This window comes from Persicimonas caeni, assembly GCF_006517175.1.
Classification (GTDB): Bacteria; Myxococcota_A; Bradymonadia; order Bradymonadales; family Bradymonadaceae; genus Persicimonas; species Persicimonas caeni.
In genome coordinates this window covers 5434319-5453799 of the sequence record NZ_CP041186.1, presented here as the reverse complement: position 1 = coordinate 5453799, position 19481 = coordinate 5434319, and the positions used below count along the sequence as shown (strand labels likewise).

Below are 19481 nucleotides of genomic sequence, written 5' to 3'. Positions count from 1 at the left end.
TTCAAGCCTACGCTGCATTTGATTTCGACCAATCTGAGTCAGGCATAGCATACTCATCCCACCACGCCTTCGACTCCTCCTCGCTACAAAGCGGTCTCCCCAACTCCCTCGGCTTCTCCTCTTCCTTCCAACGTCGCTCGTACTGACGCCGCCACTTCCAGTCATCTTGACCCACCGCATCCGCATTGTGCCAGATGTAGTGGCGCACCCGTTCGAGTTCTTCCTCGGTACGCACGAGTCTATCAAAATAATCAGCCTGCCAGACCGGCTCGCCTTGCCGTCCGAGTAGCTTGTTGATCTTGTTAGCCGTAAATGACTTCCACGAGTGCATGATGTCCGACAGCCAGTGGCCTTTGCGGGTCTGAAGCCCTACATGGGCGTGATTCGACATGATGATCCACGAGTCGAGGTCATACCGGTCACGATGAAAGTACTCGAAAGCACCGGCCACGATCTGTGCGACGTGTGGGTTCGCGAGCATGCGACTTCCGGCACCGGCATCGAGCAGGTCGTCGACCTGCTCGAAGTACTCGCCGTTGATCTGATAGAGCCGTGCCGAATCGAGCTTGCCCGCGTTGTAGAGCTCGGCCACGAGACGCTCACGCTCTTCGCCGAGTCGTGCGAGCTTCTTCTTGGGGACCGAGTCGTGTAGGCAAAACGTCACGAAGTAAATGCCCGGGTCGACTTCAAGGTGGGGCAAGTATTTGCCGCGGCGGCGGCGCACCGGGCCACGGTAGTCAAAGTAGTGCGGCATCGTTTTCTCCTGATGTCGAAGGTCATAGTTGCCTCACTATGGTTTTCGACAAAATGTGGAAAAACGTTGCGTGCTTTTTTGGGAGATCGGGGTTTGGTGGGTGTGGGAGGCGGGTTTTGAGTGGCTTTTTCTGTTTCAGATCGAACGTCCAAAAACACTAAAGCGAGGGCAAGATGCCCACGCACCGATGGAGGCGAGGCCAAGATGCCCACGCACCGATGGAGGCGAGGGCAAGATGCCCACGCACCGAATCGAGGGCAAGATGCCCGCGCACCGAATCGCGGGCGAAATGCCCGCGCACCGAGACGCGTTACTCCCAGTCGAGCACGGCGGTGACTGGAGCGTGGTCCGACAGCGGCATGGTCTCCATGCCGCCTGTCGTCTTATCTTGGTGGACCGCCCCGGTCCCCTCCACAAACTCCCCGTTCGTAAACAAGTAGTCGAGCTTGCGGTTCCAGAAGTGGTCTTTGTGGGTGGAGTGCGTGCCAAAGCGCGCGTTGTTCGCCTCGTAGGTCTCGAGCGGGATCGCCGCCTCGTACTTCGCGTACAGGTCGTCGAGCAGGCCGACTTCTCGTGAGTAGTCGTCGGCCTGGAAGTCTGCGTCGACGCAGACCGTGTCGGGGAAATCGCGAAGCTTCTTGGAGCCCGGCGGGATGGTGTTCAAGTCACCGCCGGCGACGAACGTCTTGCCCTGCTCGCTGAACTTGGCCAGCTCGAGCTCGAAGGCGCGGATCTGCTTGTCCTTCGTGCCGTCCTGGGCGAACGCCGCGGTGTGGATATTGGCCGTCCACAGCGGCTTGTCGCCGGGGACGTCGACCTTGGCGCGCAGGATGTTGCGCTTCAGGTAGAAATACTGGGTGACGGCGTCCTGGGTGGAGATGAGCGGCAGCGCCAGGCGCTCGGCGTGCTCGATGGGCCACTTCGACAAGACGGCGTTGCCCGAGTCGACCTTGCCGATGCCGTGTTTGGGGATGAACTTGGCGCGCCACTGCGAGGCGTAGGCGCCGTAGTTGAGGTTCGTGTGGTCGAGAAACCACTGGACCTGATCGACGTAGGCCGCCCGCTTCGAGTCGATGTCGACCTCCTGCAAGAGCAAGACGTCCGGGTCGACCTGGTTGATCTTTTGGGCGAGCCCCTCGAGGTGGCCGAGCACCTCGGCCTCCTCCATGATGACGCGGTCGCCGTGGCAGTCGAAGAAGAAGTCGATGCGCCCGCCGGCGAACTTGACGTTCCAGGTCATCACCTTCAGTCGGTCGACCTCGTCGGGCGCCGGCTGCTTCTCGTTGGCTTCGTAGAGCTTGGCGTCCTCGACGTCGTCGAACTGGGTGTCGAGCGGGTCGAGAAAAGCAAATACGGCGCCGATGAGACCAGCCATCACTACCACTCCTAGGGCCACCCACTTCCACTTCGACGTCTTTTTGTCGGCCACCTTGTCGTCAGCCATCGCGCCTACACCTTACAGAATATTCGCAGCCAACTCGGCGAGCTCGGAGCGCTCGCCCTTGAACATCGAGACGGTCGCGCTGATGGGCTCGTTCTTGAACTTGGTGACCACGTAGGTCAGCCCGTTCGACTCGCTGTCCACGTACGGGTTGTCGATCTGGTACGGGTCGCCGGTGAGCACGATCTTGGTGCCCTCGCCCACGCGCGTCAGGATCGTCTTGACCTCGTGGGGGGTCAGGTTCTGGGCCTCGTCGACGATCAGAAACAGGTTCGGCAGCGAGCGGCCGCGGATATAGGTGAGCGGCTCGATCTCGATGATCCCCATGTCGATGAGCTCCTGGGCGCCTCGGCCGGCCCGCTTGTCGGCGGTCGACACGCCCATGAGGTGCTCGACGTTGTCGAAGATGGGGCGCATCCAGGGGTTGAGCTTCTCTTCGACGGTGCCGGGCAGGTAGCCGATGTCGCGGCCCATCGGGAAGATGGGACGGCTGACGACGAGCTTGCCGTATTTCTGCTCGTCGGTGACTTTGCGCAGGCCGGCCGCGATCGCCAAGATCGTCTTGCCGGTGCCCGCCTTACCGATGAGGGTGACAAGCTTGATGTCGTCGTCGAGCAGCGCGTCGAGCGCGAAATACTGCTCCTTGTTGCGCGGGCGCAGCCCCCACACGGCGCTCTTGAGGTTGAACAACGGCTGGATGCGCGCGTTCGACGGGTCGTCGGGGTTGGGAAGCGTGATGCGCCCCAACGAGTTCTGATTGCCGCCGGCCTCGTTTTTGAGCAGCACGTACTCGTTCGGGTAGAAGCGCGGCATCACCTCGCCGGCGCCACGCTCGGCCGACTCGGAGACCTTGGGCTGGTACTGGGTCAGGTCGACCTCGAGCTCACCGTCCTCGTGCAGCCCGTTGATCATGTCGACGGGCACGTCCAGCTCGCAGGCGCCCGGGTACAGCTCCGAGATGGAGACGTCTTGCTCCTCGTAGTTCTCCGAGCGGATGCCCAGCGCGTTGGCGCGGATGCGCAGGTTGACGTCCTTGGTCAACAAGATGCACGGCTTGTCGGGCTCGTCGCCCTGCAGGTCGAGGGCGACCGCCAAGATCAGGTTGTCCTTTTTGTCCGAATGCAAAAACTCCTTGTCGAGCGAGCGCGTCGTCGACGGCACGCGCAGCGTCCCGCCGTTCTCGAGCTCGACGCCCTCCCCCAGCTTTCCCTGCATCCGGTAGCGGTCGAGCATGCGGCTCGCCTCACGCGCGTTGCGGCCGAGCTCGGTCATCTCCTTTTTGAACGTATCGATCTCCTCGATGACGTAAATGGGGATGATGATGTTGTTGTCTTCGAACTTGAAGATTGCACGGGGATCGTGCAGCAGGACGTTGGTGTCGAACACGAAGTTTTTCTGCATATTGTGCCGTGCCGGTAGTGACGAGGCCGTCAGGGGGCCTTGCACCGGCTGTGGGGGTCATGAGGGTTGTGAGTGTCGTGCCGTTTCTTCATATCAGCACGGAAGGCGGGGGTTCAATGAGAAATGCGATGACAGATGCCGCACGACCGCTCGACATCTTCCTCCCCGCTTTGCAGTCCCAAAGTGGGGAGGACCGAGGAGGGGACTCCTCCTCTGCGTAGCGAAGCGAAGTGGAGGAGGATTGAGGAGGAGGTATGTAGTTGAGTTGCCCATAAGGCCTCTCCCTCGGTCCCTCTCCTTCCCTTCGCTTCGCTGCGGGCGGAAAGGGAGGCCTCACCTCGGTCCTCTCCTTCCCTTCGCTTCGCTGCGGGCGGAGAGGAAGATGTTGGCTTATTGCACCTCTCTAGCCCCTCAAAGCTCCTCGGCCGACGTCACCCGATTCCGCCCATGCTCCTTCGAGTAGTACAGCGCCTGGTCGGTCAGGTCGATGAGCGGCTGCTTGTCACGCTCGTCGGTCGGCCAGATCGTCACCCCCATGCTGATCGTACATTGGAAAGGCCCCTGATCTGACTGAAATTCCAGCGCCGCGACCGACTCGCGCAGCCGGTTGGCGATGGTCATCGCCCCCTTGCGGTCGGTGTCCTCGAGGATGATGGCGAACTCCTCGCCGCCGTAGCGACACGGCACGTCGACCTCGCGCAACGACTCCTTGAAGACCCGCGAGACCTGACGCAACACCTCGTCGCCCACCGGGTGGCCGTAGGTGTCGTTGACCGACTTGAAGTGGTCGATGTCGGTCAGGATCAGGCCGAACGGCTCTTCGGTGCGGCGGTGACGGGCGATGACTTCGTCGAGCTTCGACTGGAAGCTGCGATGGTTGGCGAGCCCCGTGAGCCCGTCGGTCGTGGCCATCTCCTCCATCTGAGCGTACAGCCGGGCGTTTTGCAGGCTGATGGCCACCTGGTTGCCCACGACCTCGAGCATCTCGCGGCGCTCGGAGCCGAATTGGCCGGCCTCCTTGTGGCAGATGACGAGCGTGCCGATGGGCTCGTCGTGGGCGATCAACGGCAAGACGAGCATGCTGCGCACCGCGTCGAGGCGCTCGTCGCGGGTGAAGATGACCGGGTCGGACTCGCGCACCTGGCCGCCGTAGGGAAGGTAGTGGCAGTTTTTGACGACCATCGCCACCAGGCCGCTATTCTCGCCGAAGGTCTTGCCCTGCCAGTCTTCGACGTCGACGCCGAAGGCACCAGTGTGGTCGAGCGCCTCGATGCGGTGCAGGTTGTCGGCTTCGTCGAAGACGGTGATCGCGGCGAAGTCGTACTCGACGATGCCGGCGATGCTCTCGAGCGCCACCTCGTAGACGTCCTGCGGGGTGAGCACGCCGTTGAGCCGGCGGCTCGCCTCGAAAAAGCGCCCCAGCTCGAATTTGGTGCGCTCGATGCTGGTGAACATGCGCTCGTTTTCGACCGCGCGCAAAATGTAGGCGGCCGCCTCCTCGGCGACGTTGACGTCGGTCGACGAGAACGGCATGCCCCCTTTGCGGTCGGCGCAGAGCACCCCGCGCAGGTGGCCGTTCTCGATGACGGGCACGCCCAAAAAGTGCTTGATGGCCTGCGGGTCGCGGTAATACGGGATGCCGCGAAACCCATTGCGCAGGTTCTCGAGGTTGACCGGCTCGCGCCGCCGCGAGATGCCGCCGATGACGCCCTTGGCCGGCTTGATATCGCCCTCGACGATGCCGTCGCTGTCGCTGACGAGCTCCTTGATGTGCAGGTTCTCGCCGCGCACGTCGAACCACAAGAGCACGCAGGTATGACACTGCAGCGCCGTCTTGAGCAGCGACAGGCTCACGTAGGTGGTGTGCTGGACGGCCTCGACGGCGTCGTAGACGGCCATCTCCTCGGCCTGGGTGCGGTCGCCGGCGGCCGCGTCTACCCGCCCGGAGTTGAGCAGCCGGTACTCGCGGGCCTGACGGAGCATCTTCTCGCGCTCCTCTTCGACCTCGCGGCGGTGGCGGCGACGCCGCTCGAGCACCTCGGTGCCGTGGACCCCGTAGGACAAAAAGCCGAACAGCCCGATAAACGCGGTGCGCGTGGTCAGCGAGGCCCAGTCGAGCTGTTGTTGCAGCTCGAACCCGGCGCTCAGCTCCGCGGCGCCGGCCGAGGTGCCCAAAAGTTGCGAGCCCCACTCGAGCACCAGCGCGGCGACGACCGCGCCGATGGCGGCCTGTCGCTCCTGGAAGGTCACCAAAAAGGCGAGCAGCAGGTAGACGAGCGGGTAGGTGTCGACGCCGAAGCCGTACAGCGAGCGCACGAGCACAAAGGCGGTCGTCACGTACAATACCGACCGCTCGAGCTGGAACGCCACGCTCTTGTCGGCGCCGCGCAGGCTCCACGCACGCCAACCCGACCAGACACACACGCCCAGCAGGACCACGGCAGCTGCGATGTTGATGGGAAGCGGAAGGCTGGGATTGCCCACGTAGCCGACCACGTACAGGAGTGCACCGAGCATCGCCAGGCCGGTCGGCCAGCTCGCCTCGATGGTTTGCGGGCGGCGAGTCAGACTTCGTGTCGTCGCAGACATAACAGCCATCCTTGGCTTTCTACTTCTCAATCACTCGATCACTCTTCAACCGAGACGAATTCAGCCGGGGCCAACGGCGAGCCGGCGACCAGATCGCGCACGCGCTGTTGCCTGAGCGCGTCGACCTCTTCATCGAACTCCACGCTGAGCCGCGCATTCTCGACATCCTTGTCGAGCGCGACCAGAGCGTCGGCCAATTGATCCACGTGTAACTTTTTGCCGGCCAACTCCAGCGCGTCGACGCCGACTTCCAGCGTCACGCTCACCTCGACGTCCTCGTCGGGCTTCTCGAACTGGAAGACCACCTCGCCGGGGCGGGCCAACCCGCTCGACTCGCGCGCCTTGCGCTCGGCCAAGCGCGGGTCGTCACGAAGCGCGACCACCTTCTTCTCGAGGCGATCGTTCTTGTCGGCCAACTGCCGATTCTGCTCACGAAGCTTCTCGACTTCGCCCTGCAACTGCTCGGCGCGGTCGAGACTCGGGTGGGTAAACACGTAGTACGCGATGCCCGAGATCACGGCGAGGACCAATAATGTCAGGCCGAGGCGCTTCATGGATGTAGGTGGCTCCGAGTTATCCTGCAGGCGATACTAGCAGGGGGGTGGGGGAATGCAAGAATTTGGTTCGCGGCCTATTCGCCCTGCGGCCGCGAAATCACCAGATCGACCTTCTTGAAGCCGGTCTGCTTGATCTGGTCCAACACCTCGATCACCTTGCCGTGACTCGCCTTTTGGTCGCCCTTGAGGACCACGTTCGCCTCGGGCTTGCGCTCGCGCAAGTCGGCGAGCTTCTCCTCGATGGAGTTGCCCTGCAGCGGCTCGTCGCCCTTGAGCTCGACCGACCCCTCGGCGGTGATGAACAAGACGACCTTGTCACCGCTGGTGGCCTTCTCGCCGCTGACCGCTTTGGGAAGGTTGATCGGGATATGGGCTTCCTGGCTCTTCGAGAAGGTCGTGGTGATCAAAAAGAAGATGAGCAGCAAGAAGACCACGTCGATGAGCGGGGTGAGCTCGAGGTTGGCCTCCCCGCGACGCTCTTTTCGGGAGTGTCGCAGGCTCATTCAGCCTCCTGAGGGGTGAGCTGGCCGTTGGTCGCCGTGGCGTCGGCGTCTTCTTCGCTCGTCTCGACCGGCGTGTGGCGCACGCGGCCGGCCTGGCCCTCGGGGACCAGGTAGTCGAGCGCGGTCAGGCTGATATCCTCCATCTCGACGGCGTAGCGGTCGATGAGGCCCATGATGTAGCGGTGGCCCAGGTAGATGGGGATGGCCACGGTCAGCCCGGCGGCGGTGGTGATCAGCGCCTCCCAGATGCCCGCGGCGAGCGCGCCGGCGTCGACCGCGCCGCCCGCGCCGGCCTGATTGACCACGCGCTGGAACACGCTGATCATACCGACGACGGTGCCCAGCAGGCCCATCAAGGGCGCCACGGTGGCGATCGAGCCCAGGGCGTTGGTGAAGCGCTCCATGAAGAACATCTCGCGCTCGCCCTTCTCGAGCATCACCTCTTTGATGACGTCGCGCTCACAGCCGGCGTGCTGGATGCCCGCCTCGAGCATCGCCGCAATCGGCGCCTCGTTGGTCTGGCACAGCCCTTCGGCCTCGTCGAAGCGCCGTTCGCGCAGCATCTTTTTGACCACCTCGACAAAACGCGGCGGCACGATCTTGGCGCGCTGCAATGCCCACAGCCGCTCCAAGAAGAAAGCCAGGCCGATGACCGACGAGCCCAGAATCGGGATCATCAGCCAGCCGCCCTTGGCGAGAAATTCGTAGACTTCGGTCATTATTCGGAACCCTGTTGGTTGCGTAGCTTTTGGCGGCGCTCGACGACTTCGAAGATCGACTCGAAGTACGGGTACAGCCCCTCGCCGGTATAGCGGGCGCGAAGCTCGTCGACCGTGACCTCGTTGACCTCACAGTACTGGCGCATGCGATCGAGCATGCGGTGGGCTTTGCGACTCACGAAGATGCGCAGCACGAACAGGCCGAGCAAAAACGCGACCACCGCCCCAATCCAGGTCAGCGGGGAGCCCAAGGCGTCGAAAGTCGCCGCCACGCCCACCACGGCCGCGGTCACAGCCAACACAGCTGCGCCGCCGTAGCCGTAAACAGTGGCAAAGCCGCGATTCATTTCACGCACGAAGCCGCGATGGGCGTCCGGCGTCGCATCGGAGGTGTTCTTTGGTGCTTCTTCCATGGGTGGAATGTGTCCAAGCTCAGTAGTTTTGTCCAGCCGTGCGAAAGGCGACGGCCTTCGAAATGCGGCGACCGACCGGCGCCGAACCTCTAACACGACCGCCCGCCAAAAAATTTTTTGATCCTGCGGAACGCGCGGCCTATCTCGCTCGTTATACCAGAGCGCGACCGCTATGCGGTGCAATGCGGCCGGATTTTCAGCCAGATGCGTGCCTTCGTCGCGCTGCTCCATATATTTAATGACCGTAGGGCCTCATCGGAGCGTTACGCGTTCTGCGAGCGTCACCGGTCGAACTAGGTTGTTTGTGCTTGAGGTGGATTCATGAGCATGTCAGAAAACATCTCGAACGAGTTGCACTCGCCCGATGCCGATCTGTCCAAAGCCCTGCGCGATTATTTCGAGCGCGCCGGCGGCTTGATCGATTCCAGCGATCGGTTCAGAGACGAGTATCTCCTCGACTTCACTGTCTCGGGCCTAGAGGACGTGCATGCGCACGTCAATTTAGGCATCCACGTGACTACGGAGTCGGATGACCTCGATCAACAACAGGCTTTCTTACAGGCCTCCAAACGCGGCGTCGTCCTCAAGTCGCTATATATCGAAGTGGACGACGTCACGATCGATTCCGGAGGGCTGTTGGTGGCCTTTGGCGCCTGTCTGTCATTTCTATTCGACAGGCGATATAGCCAAGTCAAGGCGATGGGAATTCGCATCTACGAAGATTGCTCCTTCCACTTCTTCGATCTCGAAGAGAACATCGATCGCCTCGAGCGCATGTCGATCGATGAAGAGCTCTCGATCGGCGAAGACATCGAGGGGCGCATCATCGCCTACTTTACCGACAAAGGCTTCGGGTTCATCCAGACTGACGAGGAGCGAAAGTTCTTCTTCCATATCGCCAACGTCGTCGACGACGAGCTGCGCACGCGGCTACCTTCGTACGTACCCGGGGAGATCATCCCCGTGGAGTTCCAGTACGGAGGCCATGATGGCAAGAAGTACCCCAAGGCCATCAACGTCTCGATGCGCGAGGAAGAAGACTGAGCCCAGGGCCAGCGTCGGCGAGGCGAGTCGAATTGTTGAATCTTCATGAGGGCGCGGTATGTCTTAGGCATGCCGCCCCTCTGCATGGAGTTCTATATGACTCGTCTTCCCATTATCGCCGCCGCCCTCTTTTTGCTGGCCGGGCTCACCTCGTGCTCCTCGGGGTGCCTGTCTCTGTTCGTCCCCAAGGCCGAGCAGATCGACAGCCCCATCGTCGACGATCTGCGAAAAGATCCCGACGAAGCGCAGAGCTTCGATCACTCCGACTACGGCGAGCTTCTCGAGCGCCACGTCGATTACGACACAGCACGGGTGGACTACGCCGGCCTCAAAGCCGACGAAGCCGAACTCGACGCCTACCTCGACCGGCTCGCCAAGGCTGACCTCACCGAGCTCGACGACGACGGCGAGCTGGCGCTCCTCATCAACGCCTACAACGCCTACACCCTCAAGCTCATCGTCGAGAACTACCCGGGCCTCGAGAGCATCAAAGACCTCGACAACCCGTGGAAGACCAAGCGCTACAAGGTCGCCGGCTACACCTTGAGCCTCGACGACATCGAGCACGGGTTGATTCGACCGATCTACAAGGACTCGCGCATCCACTTCGCGGTCAACTGCGCCTCCGTGGGCTGCCCGCCCCTGGCCTCTTGGCCCTACGAGGGTGCGAAGATCGACAAGCAACTCGACCAGGCCGCGGAGCGTACCCTCGGCGACGAGCGCTACGCACGTGTCGAGGGCGACAAGCTCTACCTGACGAGCGTGATGAACTGGTATCGGCCTGACTTCGTGAGCGACGAGTTCTCTCCCAGCGCCGAGAGCTTGCCGCTCTATGCGGCGAAATATGGCGGAGAGGAGGTCCAGAAGCTCGTCGAGACTCGTGAGGGTGAGCCCGCGGTGAGCTTTCTGAAGTATGACTGGGCGTTGAATGATGTGGAGGGGGCTCGGGAGTAGGCAATGTCTGCTCTCCCCAACAAAAAAAGGCGCGCCACGAAGGCGCGCCTTTTTCATTTCAAGCTTTCAACTCAGCTCAGTACGTGCCGGTAATCGCCAACTGGAAGGCCGAGCGATTCGAAGCGGCGCTGGTGGTGTCCCACCAAGGGAAGCGGAAGCTCGAATTGTCGCTGGTCTTGGGCGCCTGGGCCGTGCGGATGCCACCCGAGACGTTGACGTAGTCTCCAATGGGATACGACAGCGATGCCGCAGCGATGCTGACGTCCGAGGTCATTCGGCCCGTCTGAATGCCGTCGATGTCGGCGGCAAGTGCGTCGTCGTTGTCGACGTGATACGTCCAATACTTCGTCAACGAGTAAGAGATGGATGCATTCAGCTTGTCCCAAACCGGGATGCTAGCGCTCAGGGCGTTGGTCAAGGCGAATTGCGAGTTGTAGTACTCGTTATCCGGAAACTCGCCGCTCGCGGTCGTCAACGGATCGGTTTCACGCAGAATCTGCACCGTATCCGGCGCGTTGGTCGCCATTTCGGTGGTATGTGGCGTCCAACTTCCCGCCAGCGAGTACGACAGGGTCAACTTCTCGAAAAACGTCTTGCTGGCCGACGTTGTGAGCGTATTGCCGACAATGAGGTTCGAAGTGCGGCTCTCCAAACTCGTGGGCAATGTCGCCGAGTACCGCGCCGACACGGTGGTGTCGATCGGCTCGATCTCATAACCCGACCAGCTCGCCGATAGACCCGTGTCCTCGAAGCGAAATTCGTTCGGCTCGACACTGCCGCCGCCGCGCGTCATCCAGTGCGACCAAGTAAGATCCGCTCCGAACGAAAAGTCTTCGTAGCTGTAGCCGGCCGAAACCACGTACAGATTCAGCCAACGGTCGAACGCAGCCGAAGCCGGCCCGGCCTGTCCATTCCTCGGGTCGAGCGCGGGGTCCTGGTTCGCCGGGTCAGCGAACATCCCTTGGTAAGCGCGCGTGAGCAACGTCGCGGACACCGTCCACGGCTTCTCAGCAGCCTCACCTGACTCCAGATCCTCCTCGACGGCCTCATCGAGATCTTCTTCGATGGCGCCGGCATCGGCCGGATCATCAGTTTGCGCCCACACGGCGCCCGGTGCCATGACCGCTCCAGCCAAGATGGCTCCGGTCAGGTATTTTTTGAAGTCATCGCGCATGCGTATCTCCTCAATCCAATCTCTCGGTCTCCCGCAACGAGTCGGGACGTAACAAAATGATCGACGGGTACCAGTTGTGCAAGAAGCGATCCGTCAAGAAACTGTCACTTCGTTAACGCCTCGCACATCCTCGCGGAAAATGGCTCGAAACGCCGGCATCGTATGGTGTGGGCAAGTTTGCGTCAATACACGCTTTTGAACGAGAGCGATCAAAAAATTTGCGACTCTGCCGCACCCTCGTACAGTGAAAGTGCGCCAGGGATGGCGCGTGATGTTTTTCACTGCTCACGGAGGACGCAAATGAATGTCGTTGATTTTCACCAAGAACGCCGCCGCAAGCGCAGCCCCAAGGCGCATATCGCCATCGGCTACCAACTCGAGCACATCTTCAAGACCCAGAACCTGAACAACTTCGTGCTCGGAGACAGCAGCGGCCTGCTGCTCGCCGGGGCCGGCGACGCCGACGAAGCCGCCGCGCTGGCGGCCTACGCGCCGGTGCTCGAGACCTATCGCGGCAAGAGCCGCGGCAAGGTCTTCGCCAAGCTCGCCTCCATGGTGCCGGGCTTCAACCCGTCGACCATGTCGATCCGCAGCTTCGACATCGACGGCGAGACCCTGTACCTGTGCAGCGTCGGCCGCGAGTCGGCGGCGCGTCAGGCGAGCCTGTATCGGGCGATCACGGGGATTCGTCGAATTCTGAAGCAGACGGCGGCTGCGGCGTAGGGAGCTTAGCTTTCCGAAGCCCCCCCATCCGCCTCGCGCTAAACGACGCGCTCGGCACCTTCCCCCGAGGGAAGGGATGCCCCTGCGAAAAGCTACGTGGCTCAGAAGAGCTAAGGCAGCCCTTCCCCTCGGGGAAGGTGCCCGTAGCGAAGCGGAGGGCGGATGGGGGGCGCCGCAAAGCAATGCCTTACATTCCGAGCCCCTCACTCCTCCCCTGCAATATACCCCTGCACCCGCTCTAAATCCTCACCAAGCTCCAACTCCCGATAAATCTCGGCCGCCTTCTCCCACAACTCGACCGCCTCGCGTGTATCGCCCGCTTCGGCGCGAAGTCGACCTAGGCGCTCCAACGGTTGCGCGTAGTCCAAATCCGGGATCGGAAAGCGCTCGGCGAGCTCCAGGACGTCGTCGAGGATCGCCTCGCTTTCGGCGTCGTCGCCGCGTAGCGACTTGACCAGCGCCAGGTTGAACTCCACGCCCGCCAGCAAATACGGGTACTCGTCGCCGGTGACCATATTGCCCGCGGCGCTCAGGTATTCGTCGGCCGCCTCGTAGTCGGACAGCGCGATCGCGGTCAGCCCGAGGTTCGTGTAGACGAGCGCGACGTCGTAGCCGGCGCCGATCGCCTCGTAGATGTCGAGCGCGCGGGCGTAATTTCGCCGCGCGTCGCGGTAGCGCTCCTCGAATCGAGCGATATCGCCCAAGCCGTTGTAGCACTGGCCGGCGCCGCGGCGGTCACCCAGGGTTTCGTAGCGCGACAGGGCGCGCTGGTAGAGGGTTTGCGCCTCGCCGAACGCCTTCTGGTAGCGAGCGAGCTGGGCCATGCTCAACAGGTTGCGGGCGACGCCGGTCGGGTCGTCGGACTGACGGTACAGCTCGAGCGACGTCTCGTAGTGCTCGCGGGCGAGCTCGCCCTCGCCTTTCATGCGGTCGACCTCGCCCAGAAGCCAGTGCGACGCGGCTTCGCCGGCGATGTCGCCGCGGGCAGTGGCCGATGCGAGCGCGGCGTCGGTCAACTCGCTGGCGCGGGCGTACTCGCCGCGGTGCCAGAACACCCACGACAGCCCTCGCGCGGCCGACTCGGCGACCGGGCGCAGCGCTTCGCGGCCCTCGACGAGCTGGCGGACCTTCTGGAACGCCCACTCGGCGGCCTCGAAGTCGCCGCGCTGCCAGGCGATATGACCCAGGCCCTTCCAGCTCAGCCCCAGCGCGCGCAGCACGTCGTCGGCCAGGCCCTCGTGGTCGCCGGCGACCATGCGCACCACCCGCCTGTAGGCTTTCTCGGCGCGATCGAATTCGCTGAAGCCCTCGAGCAAGTCGCCCAGGCGAACGAGCGTGTCGACATACTCCGACAACGTCACCCCGGCGCGCTCGAAGCGCTCGGCGTCGCTCACACTCGGCAAGCTGCTCTCTCCGCGCGAGTCGATCGCCAGGCGCGCGTCCATCAACTCGACGCACACCTCGTAGGCCGCCGCGGCCTGTCGATACATCGACGAGGCGCGCAGCGAGTTCGCCCCGCGTCGATACCACTCGAGCGCACGCTCGGTGCGCCCGCCCGAGCGCCAGTGCGCCGCGATCTCAAGGGCGTATTGGTCCACCCGAGCGCCCAGCGCGTCGACCATCGCCTCGGCGGCCAGGCGATGCAGCTTTTTGAACAACCCGGGCCCCAGCTTCTCGCGCAAGAAGTAGTCGCGAAGCAGCGCGTGGTTGAACTGGTACCAGTCCTCGCCGCGCCCTTCGACCTCGACGATGAGGCCCTCGGCGAGCAGCCGGTCGAACTGGATATCGAAGTCGGAGAAGCGCTCGGAGTCGGCCTCGAGCTCGATCATGCGCTCGAGCACGCCGTAGCTAAAGCGCGGCCCGATGACCGCCGCGCGCACCAACAGCGCACTGAGGTTCCCCGCCGTCTGCAGGCGCTCTTCGACCTGCTGGACGCGCACGTGGAACAGGTCGGCCAGGCTCGGGGGCATCGCTGCGCGCACCCGCGACAGGTTGCGCGCGTGCCATTGCTGTCCGTCGGACTCGAGCAAGTCTTCTTCGCGCAGGTAGCGAAGCAAGAGCATCAGGTGCAGCGGGTTTCCAGCCGAGCGCTCGTAGATGATCCCGGTCAACTGGTCGTCGCACGGAAAGATCGCCTCGACGAGCTGGTAACTCACCTCGCGGCCGAGCCTCTCCAGATACACCCGCTCGACGCTCTCCCCCACATAGCGGCTCAGCGCCTCGAGTTGGGCGGCGAGGCGGGGACGCTCGGCGAGGTCTTCGGTGCGGATGGTCGCCAGAAGCAGCAACGGCAGCTTGCGGTGGCGCATCTCGACGGCCATATAGTCCAAGAACTCGGCCAATTCGCCGCCCGCCCAGTGCACGTCGTCGAGGATTAGCAGGCGGGGGCGATGCAGGCTCGCAAGCTCGAGCACGCGGGCGACCGCGGCGAACAGCGCGCTCGTCGACAAGTTGCCCGACGGGCTCTCGCCTGCCGAGCTTCCGTGCGGCCGCAAAAACTCGACGATCGGCCCGCGGTCGTCGCTGTCGGGTTGGCCCCACTGGTCGAGATACCACCCCACGCGCTCGTCGACCTCCTCTCGGGACAAGCCGCGCGTGCCGAAGATGCTCTCGAGCACCTCGTGCAGCCCGCGAAGCCCGCCGGTCGCCCCGCGCGAGAACGCGCCGATATGGGCGCGAAGCACCCCGTGCTCCTCGCACTGCTCTTTGAGCCAGGTCGACAGGCGCGTCTTTCCGACGCCCGCCTCGCCGTTGACCAGCACAATCTTGCCGTGTCCCGACTCGTTGACGTTGCGCGCGATCTGCTGGAGCCGCTCGCGCTCATCGATGCGCCCGACGAAGGGGACCCGGCGAAACGCCGGCCCCATCGCCGCTTCCATCACCTCGCCGCGCACCGACTCGACCACGTCGGGCTCCTCGACGATGGTGGGCGCCTCGTTGGCGAAGTCGCCTGTCTCCTCGATCGTCATGCGCGCCGTCTCGAGGGTGTGCGGATCGCGCACCTGAATCGTCTGGGTGGGCACCCGCTCGGCGTGCGGATCTCGACGGGCCTGCTCGATGAGCGGGGCGATGTCCTGGCGAAACTCGGCGGCGGTCGCCCAGCGGTCGCGCGGCTCCTTGGAGAGCGCGCGCATCACCAGGTTTCGAAAATCCGACGGAATCGACAAGCCCGTGCGCGGGATCATCGGCGGAATCGGGTCGTGGACGTGCTGGCTCATGACCGCCAGCCCCTTCTGCTCGCCGAACGGCGGCTCGCCGGTGATCATCTCGTAGAGGATGAGCCCCACGTTGTAGATATCGGTCTGCGGCCCCAGATTCGGCTCGCCGGAGGCCTGCTCCGGGCTCATGTAGCGCGGGGTGCCGACGACCTCGCCGTGGGCGGTCTCACTCTCGTCGCTCCCCTCGAAGGAGACCTTGGCGATGCCGAAGTCGACGAGCTTGGGGACGCCCATCTCGTGGGGCAGCGACGAGCCGGCCAGCAGGATATTGGAGGGCTTGAGGTCGCGATGAATCACGCCGCGAGCATGCGCGTGCGCCAGCCCCGCGAGCAGCAGGTCGGCGAGCAGCAGCACGTTGAGCAGGGAGAGCCCCGTCTCGATACAGCGCGTCACCGGGTCGCCCTCGATGAGCTCCATGCCGATGAACATCTGACTGTTGTCGTCGACACCGAAGTCGTGGACCACGGCGATATTGGGGTGAGACAGGCGCGACGCCGCCCTCGCCTCGCGCGCAAACCGGCGGCGAAGGTGCGGCAGCCGCGACATCTCGGGCTTGAGCAGCTTGAGCGCAATCTCCAGGCCCCGCTGCTCGTGCAGGGCTCTCCAGATCGTACCGACGCCACCCTGGCTGATCTGCTCGATGAGCCGATAGCGTTCGCCGATGATATGTCCGGGCTGAATCATTCGAGAGTGGTTGAGTGGGTCAGTGGTTGAGTGAACTACAACTGCGTAACAGCAACGACGACTGCGTATCTACGGGGCGGCAATGAATCGGTGACCACCAGTTGACTGGGCCCGATTACATGATTTCGATCCGTTCGCAAACCCCCGAATCACTCTACATCCACTCATCCAAAACCTTCTCCCCAAACCCGCGCCGTCCCATCTCCCAAACCCCTCAACCCCTAAACCCCAAACCCCTCAGTTCCAAGGCGTCAACTTCTTGAAGTTCAACCCACCCGTATACGCATAAGACACGTAATCGTCGTACCCATACACCACGATACCGAACGGCACCTGCGCCTCGATACGGTGCGGGCCGGGCTCGACCGGAATGTGCGCCCGGGCGACGCCACGGGTGAGGTTCTCCTCGTAATCGTAGTCGCTCAGGTTGATCGGCTCACCGTCGAGCGTCACCGGCACACCCGGCTGGGTGGTCACGGTCACGTAGCTCTGGAAGTAGGTCGCCGGGGTCAAAAACGAGTAGTCGCGGCGATACTGCTCTTCGGGCGGCACCAGATAATAGGCCGGGTCGCCCGCGTGCGAGCCCCAATCGGCGTTCTCGCTGACGCTCGACTGGCCGCTCAGGAAGGCGCCGAGCATGATCGGCTGGCTCGCCTCGGCCACGATCAGGTCGCGCGAGCCAAACTCGCAGGTTTGACCGGCGTCGAGCTCGAAGATGCCGGCTTCGGCGTTGGTGGCGAACTCCTCGCACGATTTGACGCCCTCGTCGGCCGGCGGCAGCACGTTGGGCCGCTGGATGTCGATGCCCACGTCGATGCGGGTGCCGTCCTCGCGCGCCAGGAATTTCCAGTAGGTTCCCTCGCGGCTGTTGGAGGCGTCTTCCTGGCGAAGCTTGAGCGGCGCGGCGATGAACCGGCGCCCCCAGGTCTCCAGCGGGAAGAGCTGCGACTCGAGGTGGTCACATGCGGACAGGTTGAAGGGGACGAACGCGCAGGTGTGGCCGCCGAAGACCGCGATGGGCTTGTCCGCCTCGATGAGCGATCCGGTCAGATCTTCGACCGGGTCGACCCCGGCGCCGGCGACGTTCAAGACCTCGAAGGGCTGCATCGTCACGTTGATGCGCCCGTTGGCGTCCGGGCCGTTCACCCGCGAGCTGTCGAACGGGTAGATGAGCTCGGAGTACGGACGAAGGCCGTTCTCGCCCGAGCCGGCGCCCTTGGGCGCGACCAGCTGGATGGAGACCTGCGTGTCGGGCTCGGTCGCCAGCACCGTCATCGTCGACGAATACGGCTGGTCGAGCCGGCTCTGGCTGCCGTTCCATACCGCGTAGCTCATGAACATGTAGTTCTCGGTGAGCGCGCTGGTGGGCAGCAGGAGGCTGGCGTCGTTGGTGTAGTTGTAGTTACAGCAGAGCGGGTTGAACTGGTAGGCGACCACCGGCTGGGTCGACTCGACCCGATAAGCCAGCGAGTCGAGGGTGCTCTTGCCGAACTCGACGCTTCGGTGCGGCAGCACCAAGGTCATCAGCGTGCCCTTGGGGAGCGGCAGCTTGTCGATATCGCCCGAGATCGGGCCCTGCAGACGGTTTCCGTCGGCGTCGATGAGCTCGGAGTGCACCGTCACGTAGTCGATGCCCGGCAGCGACACGTCGGAGGCGACGGTGCGCGAGCCGACCGCCTGGGCGAGCTGACCCTCTTCGGTGTAGACGGTGACCTCGGCGTCGTAGCTGTCGGAGGTGTTCGCCAACACGATGGCAAACGGGGGACGCTGGTCGTCGGGCAGCGGCTCGCCGTCGTCGCGCGAGTCGTTCAGCAGGTGGTTTTCGAGTTCGACCGCCCAATACTCACAGCCGATATAGCTGTTGGTGCGGTCGGCGATCTCGCAGCGGTTCAGGCAGAAACCCTCCTCGCAGATATCGCCGTCGGTGCACGCCTCGATATTCTCCCAGGCCGACCCCTCGTCGTTGCACTCCTGAGGCTGGCCCGGATCTGCGCAGCGGCGCGTGCCCGGCACGCACGTGACGTCGACGCAGGCGCCCTCGCGGCAGACCTGGCTGTCGCCGCAGCTCGACTGCTCGACGCCGTTGCCCTGCGCGTTGCAGCGCTCGACGCCGGGGGTGTTCTCGGCGGTGCAGCGCAGAATCTCGTTGGGCGTACACGAGATCGTATCCTCTTCGACGTCAGACACGTCGCTGACATCGGTCGGATTGATGCCGCTGTCGGTGGCGTTGTTGCCTCCGCCGTCGTCACAACCGCCGCAGGAGGTGAACGCCAGGGCGGCGATTAGAACAGCGGCACGCTTGAGGTACGTCAATGTCATTGCGAGTCTCGTGTCTCATTCTTGGGACGCCAGGGAGTCTCTCCCTCGTCGGCTTCGCCGCAGGGGTGCAGCGAGCTCGAGTGCCAGACGCGAAATTTCTGGAACGCGTCGTGGATGGCCACCAGCGCGCCCTGCTTTCGCTCTTCGGGGGTCTTCTTGCTCTTCTTTTCCTTGGCGGCTTCGGCCTTCTCTTTCTTCTTGGTCGCCTCGCCCTTCTCGACGACGATCCCCTCGGGCTTCTTGTCGGCCTCTTCGCCAGCCTTGTCTGCAGTACCGTCCTCTTTAGCGGGCTCGCCTTCTTCTTTCAATTTGGCGTCTTCCAATTTGGCGTCTTCCAATTTGGCCAGCTGCTCGCGGGCGAGCCGGTCGATGAACGACAGCTCGAGCTCGACGTAGTCGAACCACTCTTTGAGCTGGGCGCGCGACTCGTCGAAGCGCAAGTTGGCCTCGCCGGAGAACTCCTCGATCTCGTCGAGGCGTTGCTGCAGCCGCGCGACCTCGTCGCGGATCTCTTGGATGGCCGCGGCGTCCTCGCTCAAAAGCTTGTCCTCGATCTTCGGCTCGAGCTTGAAGTAGCGGTCCGACAAGTCCTGGACCTGCGCGATCATGTCGCGGCACTGCGGGTCGTCGGTCTTGGCGATGACCTCCTGTTGGCCCTCCTCGATGTCGACCGCCGGGCCGAAGACCTCGTCGCGGAACATGAAGGCGAGCGCGAAGATCCCCGCGCCGATGATCAGGCCGATGAGCAAAAAGATCAGCCCCTTTCGCTTGCGGGCCGACTCGGCCTTCTCGATGCTGTCGAGCATCCGGTCGAACTCGGGTGAGTCGTCGGACATTTGCGGGTTTTCGTTGCCGTTGTGGTCACTCATAAGCCTCTGAACCTCGGTCGGTTTCAAAGTCGAGCGCACCTCTCGATTCGCTCGAGATGCGCGCTGGCGCGTATCGTAGCACCTTGGTGGGGTGGTTACTACCCTTCAGGTCTTTGGAC

15 protein-coding genes are annotated in these 19481 nt (G+C 63.4%); 3 read left to right on the top strand and 12 right to left on the bottom strand.

Annotation, left to right across the window (positions count from 1 at the left end; genetic code table 11):
- Positions 1–7: 7 nt before the first annotated feature.
- From FIV42_RS20055 to FIV42_RS20020, 8 genes are all read right to left on the bottom strand, one after another.
- On the bottom strand, positions 8–754 hold the full coding sequence (locus FIV42_RS20055; RefSeq protein ID WP_141199414.1) for a transposase: 747 nt from the start codon (positions 752–754) through the stop codon (positions 8–10).
- Positions 755–1064: 310 nt separating this feature from the next.
- Entirely contained in the window at positions 1065–2198 is a 1134-nt protein-coding gene (locus FIV42_RS20050; protein WP_141199413.1) for an endonuclease/exonuclease/phosphatase family protein, read from the bottom strand.
- A gap of 12 nt (positions 2199–2210) precedes the next feature.
- On the bottom strand, positions 2211–3596 hold the full coding sequence (locus FIV42_RS20045) for a PhoH family protein (RefSeq protein WP_141199412.1): 1386 nt from the start codon (positions 3594–3596) through the stop codon (positions 2211–2213).
- 411 nt (positions 3597–4007) lie between these two features.
- Entirely contained in the window at positions 4008–6185 is a 2178-nt protein-coding gene (locus FIV42_RS20040; protein ID WP_168210799.1) for a diguanylate cyclase, read from the bottom strand.
- Positions 6186–6223: 38 nt separating this feature from the next.
- Positions 6224–6739: an FtsB family cell division protein gene (locus tag FIV42_RS20035; RefSeq protein ID WP_141199410.1), complete on the bottom strand. Its 516-nt coding sequence runs from the start codon at positions 6737–6739 to the stop codon at positions 6224–6226.
- 77 nt (positions 6740–6816) lie between these two features.
- Complete coding sequence (locus FIV42_RS20030; RefSeq protein ID WP_141199409.1) at positions 6817–7245, bottom strand: ExbD/TolR family protein; 429 nt, start codon at positions 7243–7245, stop codon at positions 6817–6819.
- On the bottom strand, positions 7242–7964 hold the full coding sequence (locus tag FIV42_RS20025) for a MotA/TolQ/ExbB proton channel family protein (RefSeq protein ID WP_141199408.1): 723 nt from the start codon (positions 7962–7964) through the stop codon (positions 7242–7244). The genes FIV42_RS20030 and FIV42_RS20025 overlap by 4 nt, the downstream gene beginning before the upstream one ends.
- Entirely contained in the window at positions 7964–8377 is a 414-nt protein-coding gene (locus FIV42_RS20020) for a hypothetical protein (protein ID WP_141199407.1), read from the bottom strand. The genes FIV42_RS20025 and FIV42_RS20020 overlap by 1 nt, the downstream gene beginning before the upstream one ends.
- Before the next feature lie 321 nt (positions 8378–8698).
- Here FIV42_RS20020 and FIV42_RS20015 point away from each other — a divergent pair, with 321 nt between their 5' ends.
- On the top strand, positions 8699–9421 hold the full coding sequence (locus FIV42_RS20015; RefSeq protein ID WP_141199406.1) for a cold-shock protein: 723 nt from the start codon (positions 8699–8701) through the stop codon (positions 9419–9421).
- A 96-nt stretch (positions 9422–9517) separates the two neighbouring features.
- Positions 9518–10375 carry a DUF547 domain-containing protein gene (locus FIV42_RS20010; RefSeq protein WP_168210798.1) on the top strand — a complete coding sequence of 286 codons (858 nt, stop codon included), beginning with the start codon at positions 9518–9520 and terminating at the stop codon, positions 10373–10375.
- Positions 10376–10451: 76 nt separating this feature from the next.
- Here the strand turns inward: FIV42_RS20010 and FIV42_RS20005 are convergent, their stop codons facing one another.
- Entirely contained in the window at positions 10452–11549 is a 1098-nt protein-coding gene (locus tag FIV42_RS20005) for a hypothetical protein (protein WP_141199404.1), read from the bottom strand.
- Positions 11550–11849: 300 nt separating this feature from the next.
- Between FIV42_RS20005 and FIV42_RS20000 the strand changes: the two genes are divergently transcribed.
- The gene (locus FIV42_RS20000) at positions 11850–12272 is read left to right on the top strand and encodes a hypothetical protein (RefSeq protein ID WP_141199403.1); all 423 of its coding nucleotides are present in this window, start codon (positions 11850–11852) and stop codon (positions 12270–12272) included.
- A gap of 203 nt (positions 12273–12475) precedes the next feature.
- Here the strand turns inward: FIV42_RS20000 and FIV42_RS19995 are convergent, their stop codons facing one another.
- From FIV42_RS19995 to FIV42_RS19985, 3 genes are all read right to left on the bottom strand, one after another.
- Positions 12476–16174 (bottom strand): serine/threonine-protein kinase, encoded by a 3699-nt coding sequence (locus FIV42_RS19995; RefSeq protein WP_141199402.1) that lies wholly within the window; start codon positions 16172–16174, stop codon positions 12476–12478.
- 237 nt (positions 16175–16411) lie between these two features.
- A complete protein-coding gene (locus FIV42_RS19990; protein ID WP_141199401.1) occupies positions 16412–18493 on the bottom strand; it encodes an IgGFc-binding protein in 2082 nt (693 codons plus the stop codon).
- On the bottom strand, positions 18490–19362 hold the full coding sequence (locus FIV42_RS19985) for a hypothetical protein (protein ID WP_141199400.1): 873 nt from the start codon (positions 19360–19362) through the stop codon (positions 18490–18492). Before FIV42_RS19985 ends, FIV42_RS19990 begins: the two co-directional genes overlap by 4 nt.
- Positions 19363–19481 lie beyond the last annotated feature (119 nt).